Annotated in this window: 3 rRNA genes (1 of these 3 running past the window's edge); all 3 read left to right on the top strand. The window is 56.0% G+C overall.

The annotated features are described in order from the left end of the window. A 23S ribosomal RNA gene (locus ACHMWQ_RS23845) occupies nucleotides 1-2,501 on the top strand; the annotation flags it as partial. A gap of 89 nt (nucleotides 2,502-2,590) precedes the next feature. Then, nucleotides 2,591-2,705: ribosomal RNA gene (gene rrf, locus ACHMWQ_RS23840) — 5S ribosomal RNA — on the top strand. 1,656 nt (nucleotides 2,706-4,361) lie between these two features. Further along, nucleotides 4,362-5,056, top strand: a 16S ribosomal RNA gene (locus ACHMWQ_RS23835) (it continues 794 nt past the right edge of the window).

The following is a 5,056-nucleotide window of genomic DNA, read 5'->3' as shown; positions in this document are numbered from 1 at the left end:
ACGCGGATGAGGCCAGTGGTTCATGTGAGACAACCGGAAGGACTTGGAAAGGTCCGCCATAGTGGGTGATAGCCCCGTACGGGTAATGCGAACATGGATCCTTGAGTAAGGCGGGACACGTGAAATCCTGTCTGAACATGGGGGGACCACCCTCCAAGCCTAAGTACTCCTTAGCGACCGATAGCGAACAAGTACCGTGAGGGAAAGGTGAAAAGCACCCCGACAAGGGGAGTGAAACAGTTCCTGAAACCGGATGCCTACAAACAGTCGGAGCCCAAGGTTTGTCCTGGGTGACGGCGTACCTTTTGTATAATGGGTCAGCGACTTAATCTGACGAGCAAGCTTAAGCCGATAGGCGTAGGCGCAGCGAAAGCGAGTCTGAATAGGGCATTCAGTTCGTCGGATTAGACCCGAAACCGGGTGATCTAGCCATGAGCAGGTTGAAGGTGCGGTAACACGCACTGAAGGACCGAACCCACGTCTGTTGAAAAAGACGGGGATGACTTGTGGCTAGGGGTGAAAGGCCAATCAAACTCGGAAATAGCTGGTTCTCCGCGAAAACTATTTAGGTAGTGCGTCGGATGAATACCTTGGGGGGTAGAGCACTGGATGGGCTAGGGGGATTTACCGTCTTACCAAACCTAACCAAACTCCGAATACCCAAGAGTACTATCTGGCAGACAGACGGTGGGTGCTAACGTCCATCGTCAAAAGGGAAACAACCCTGACCGCCAGCTAAGGCCCCCAAATCATGGCTAAGTGTGAAAGGATGTGGGGATCCCAAAACAACCAGGATGTTGGCTTAGAAGCAGCCATCATTTAAAGAAAGCGTAACAGCTCACTGGTCTAAATAAGGGTTCCTGCGCCGACAATGTAACGGGGCTCAAGCCATGTGCCGAAGCTGCGGATTTGATCTTCGGATCAAGTGGTAGCGGAGCGTTCCGTAAGCCTGTGAAGGAAGACTCGTGAGAGCTTCTGGAGGTATCGGAAGTGCGAATGCTGACATGAGTAACGACAAACAGTGTGAGAGACACTGTCGCCGAAAGTCCAAGGGTTCCTGCGTAAAGCTAATCTGCGCAGGGTTAGCCGGCTCCTAAGGCGAGGCCGAAAGGCGTAGTCGATGGGAATGAGGTGAATATTCCTCAGCCTGCGGGTAGTGACGAATGCCGTGTATTGTAGTGCCTTATTGGATTGGTGCTGCAGTGAAGGTGTTCCAGGAAATAGCTCCCGCTTATAGACCGTACCCTAAACCGACACAGGTGGACTGGTAGAGTATACCAAGGCGCTTGAGAGAATGGTGCTGAAGGAACTCGGCAAATTGCCTCCGTAACTTCGGGAGAAGGAGGCCCTCGTCTTGGGCAACCAGGGCGAGGGGGCACAGACTAGGGGGTAGCGACTGTTTACCTAAAACACAGGGCTCTGCGAAGCCGTAAGGCGACGTATAGGGTCTGACGCCTGCCCGGTGCCGGAAGGTTAAGAGGAGAGGTGCAAGCTTTGAATCGAAGCCCCGGTAAACGGCGGCCGTAACTATAACGGTCCTAAGGTAGCGAAATTCCTTGTCGGGTAAGTTCCGACCTGCACGAATGGCGTAACGACTTCCCCGCTGTCTCCAGCACCTACTCAGTGAAATTGAATTCCCCGTGAAGATGCGGGGTTCCCGCGGTCAGACGGAAAGACCCCATGAACCTTTACTATAGCTTTGCACTGGCATTCGTGTTTGCATGTGTAGGATAGGTGGTAGGCTTTGAAGCATGGGCGCTAGCTCGTGTGGAGCCATCCTTGAAATACCACCCTTGTGAATATGAATGTCTAACCGCGGTCCGTCATCCGGATCCGGGACCGTGCATGGTGGGTAGTTTGACTGGGGCGGTCGCCTCCCAAAGTGTAACGGAGGCGCGCGATGGTGGGCTCAGACCGGTCGGAAATCGGTCGTCGAGTGCAATGGCATAAGCCCGCCTGACTGCGAGACTGACAAGTCGAGCAGAGACGAAAGTCGGCCATAGTGATCCGGTGGTCCCACGTGGACGGGCCATCGCTCAACGGATAAAAGGTACTCTGGGGATAACAGGCTGATGATGCCCAAGAGTCCATATCGACGGCATCGTTTGGCACCTCGATGTCGACTCATCACATCCTGGGGCTGGAGAAGGTCCCAAGGGTTCGGCTGTTCGCCGATTAAAGTGGTACGTGAGTTGGGTTCAGAACGTCGTGAGACAGTTCGGTCCCTATCTGCCGTGGGTGTAGGAATATTGAGAGGATCTGTCCTTAGTACGAGAGGACCGGGATGGACGTACCTCTGGTGGACCTGTTGTGGCGCCAGCCGCATTGCAGGGTAGCTATGTACGGACGGGATAACCGCTGAAAGCATCTAAGCGGGAAACCCACCTCAAAACGAGTATTCCCTTGAGAGTCGTGGTAGACCACCACGTTGATAGGCCGGGTGTGGAAGTGCGGCAACGCATGTAGCTTACCGGTACTAATAACTCGATTGGCTTGATCATTCTCATTAATCCATGCTCATCCCAGGTGATCTCCAAGAGAGCACCGACAATGAACATCGATGACAAAACCAGTTTCTGTGCTTCGCCGGCCTGGTGGTCATGGCGAGGAGCCTGAACCCGATCCCATTCCGAACTCGGCCGTTAAACTCCTCTGCGCCAATGGTACTTTGTCTTAAGACACGGGAGAGTAGGTCGCTGCCAGGCCTGCAAAGCACAGAAAAAACAAACCCTTCGAGACACTCAATCTTCTCTCTACGATGACAAACACACAAAACCCCGCCGCGCCAAAAGCCGGCGGGGTTTTGTCGTTCTAGGCACAGGCAAAGGGAAATGGCGGAGCGCGAGGGGGCCGAGGTAAGGCCGCGTCATAGCTCCCAAGCCTAGCTCGGCCCGAGGCCAGGACGCGAAAGCGCCAGACCAGACCGCCGGAAAAACCGTCCCAGTACCAACGCGGAGGCCGAGCGGCAGAACCGCGTGCACAAGAAGCCCAGGCAATCCGGCGCCCCAGCGCGATCCTCCATCGAGAACACCGCAGACCCTGATCCGACCGCAAGTTCGAAGACCGCCGCCAATCCGACGTGCCAATGCCGTCGGTACAAGCAGCGCCGTTGCCACCAAGCGCATCGAGCGAACCTGCATTCCTGGCAATCGGATAATCCAGCCCGAAACCCGGCCCGATCGGCCCAACTGACGCGAGCCGTCATCCACCTGGCCCAGCCCCCTCCTTCTGCCGGCCTTTCCAGAAACCGCTTTGGCCCTCGGCAGGGGAGGAGCATTCTTCCTTCCGAGCTTCCGAGCTTCCGAGCTTCCGAGCTTCCGAGCTTCCGAGCTTCCGAGCTTCCGAGCTTCCGAGCTTCCGAGCTTCCGAGCTTCCGAGCTTCCGAGCTTCCGAGCTTCCGAGCTTCCGAGCTTCCGAGCTTCCGAGCTTCCGAGGCCGCGAAGCGGCACCGACTGGAGCGGCAGTCGCCAAACGTCGTCGGCCCCCAGCCCCCTGTCCAAATGATGCGATGCCAGGCTTCGGAATCTGGCTGATCAACCCGGCCGTTCCAGCGGCCGCCGCCTGGCAGCGCGGAGTGACCGGCCGCCTGGATTGGAGTCGGCCGAACCGCACGGTCCGCTGCGATTCGCCGGTTCAAGACCCCTGGAATGTTGAAACGTCGCACGGATCGGACTGGCGGCACCCATTTGCGGCCCCAGCCGCGAGGCTTTGGCAGGAAAAGACGCCGATATCCGCGCCGGTCGGCGGCCTACCGGCACCCGACACACCGCTTGGCGGCTGAAATTTGGAGATTTTTGAATTTTGCCGCAGCTTCAAAATTCTGCAGGATCCTGCGGCGAAGCGGGGATGGAAAAGCGAGTTATGCACCCTTGTCCCCAGGCTCGCAGGGAACCATTTTGAGAATAGCGATTGACGGTTGTTGGGTTGGGGCCTATAACCCGGCTCAAGAACGCGGGCGGCACCGCTGCCGGCGAACGGAAAACTCGTCTCTGAGTTTTGTTATTTGGGTGCTTGACGGGTTGTCTTCGGATGACTAGATAGGCGCCTCCGGTTCGGCCGGGTCTGATGGTTCTTGGGGTTCTCGTTTGGGGATCCTGTTTGGATCGGATGGTTCGGTTTTGAGCTTCGACGGTGAGAGCTGTCTGTTCTTTGACAAGTGAATAGGAAGAAAGAGAAACGTAGACGGCGATGTCCTTGCGGCTTGCCTGGGTAACCGGGTGAGCGAAAAGAGACTTCGGCGGTACTACGTTTTATCAAGCTCGCTTAGTTGTCTAGCTGGCAGAGATGTCGGTGGGATGACGGTGGTGCTTGGGACTCTGTCAATAATACGTAGTGACCAATAGCCGATCAAAGATCTCGTTCAATTTGAGAGTTTGATCCTGGCTCAGAACGAACGCTGGCGGCAGGCCTAACACATGCAAGTCGAACGCCCTGGCAACAGGGAGTGGCAGACGGGTGAGTAACGCGTGGGAATCTACCTTGTGGTACGGAACAACCAAGGGAAACTTTGGCTAATACCGTATGAGCCCTTCGGGGGAAAGATTTATCGCCATAAGATGAGCCCGCGTAGGATTAGCTAGTTGGTGAGGTAATGGCTCACCAAGGCGACGATCCTTAGCTGGTCTGAGAGGATGACCAGCCACACTGGGACTGAGACACGGCCCAGACTCCTACGGGAGGCAGCAGTGGGGAATATTGGACAATGGGCGCAAGCCTGATCCAGCCATGCCGCGTGTGTGATGAAGGCCTTAGGGTTGTAAAGCACTTTCGCCGATGAAGATAATGACTGTAGTCGGAGAAGAAGCCCCGGCTAACTTCGTGCCAGCAGCCGCGGTAATACGAAGGGGGCTAGCGTTGTTCGGAATTACTGGGCGTAAAGCGTACGTAGGCGGATTGTTAAGTGAGGGGTGAAATCCCGAGGCTCAACCTCGGAACTGCCTTTCATACTGGCAATCTTGAGTCCGGGAGAGGTGAGTGGAACTCCTAGTGTAGAGGTGAAATTCGTAGATATTAGGAAGAACACCAGTGGCGAAGGCGGCTCACTGGCCCGGAACTG

It is taken from the genome of Kaistia sp. UC242_56, assembly GCF_044452255.1.
Taxonomy (GTDB): Bacteria; Pseudomonadota; Alphaproteobacteria; order Rhizobiales; family Kaistiaceae; genus Kaistia; species Kaistia defluvii_A.
Note: the sequence above shows the minus strand (reverse complement) of the source record. Positions and strands in the feature narration are given on the sequence as shown.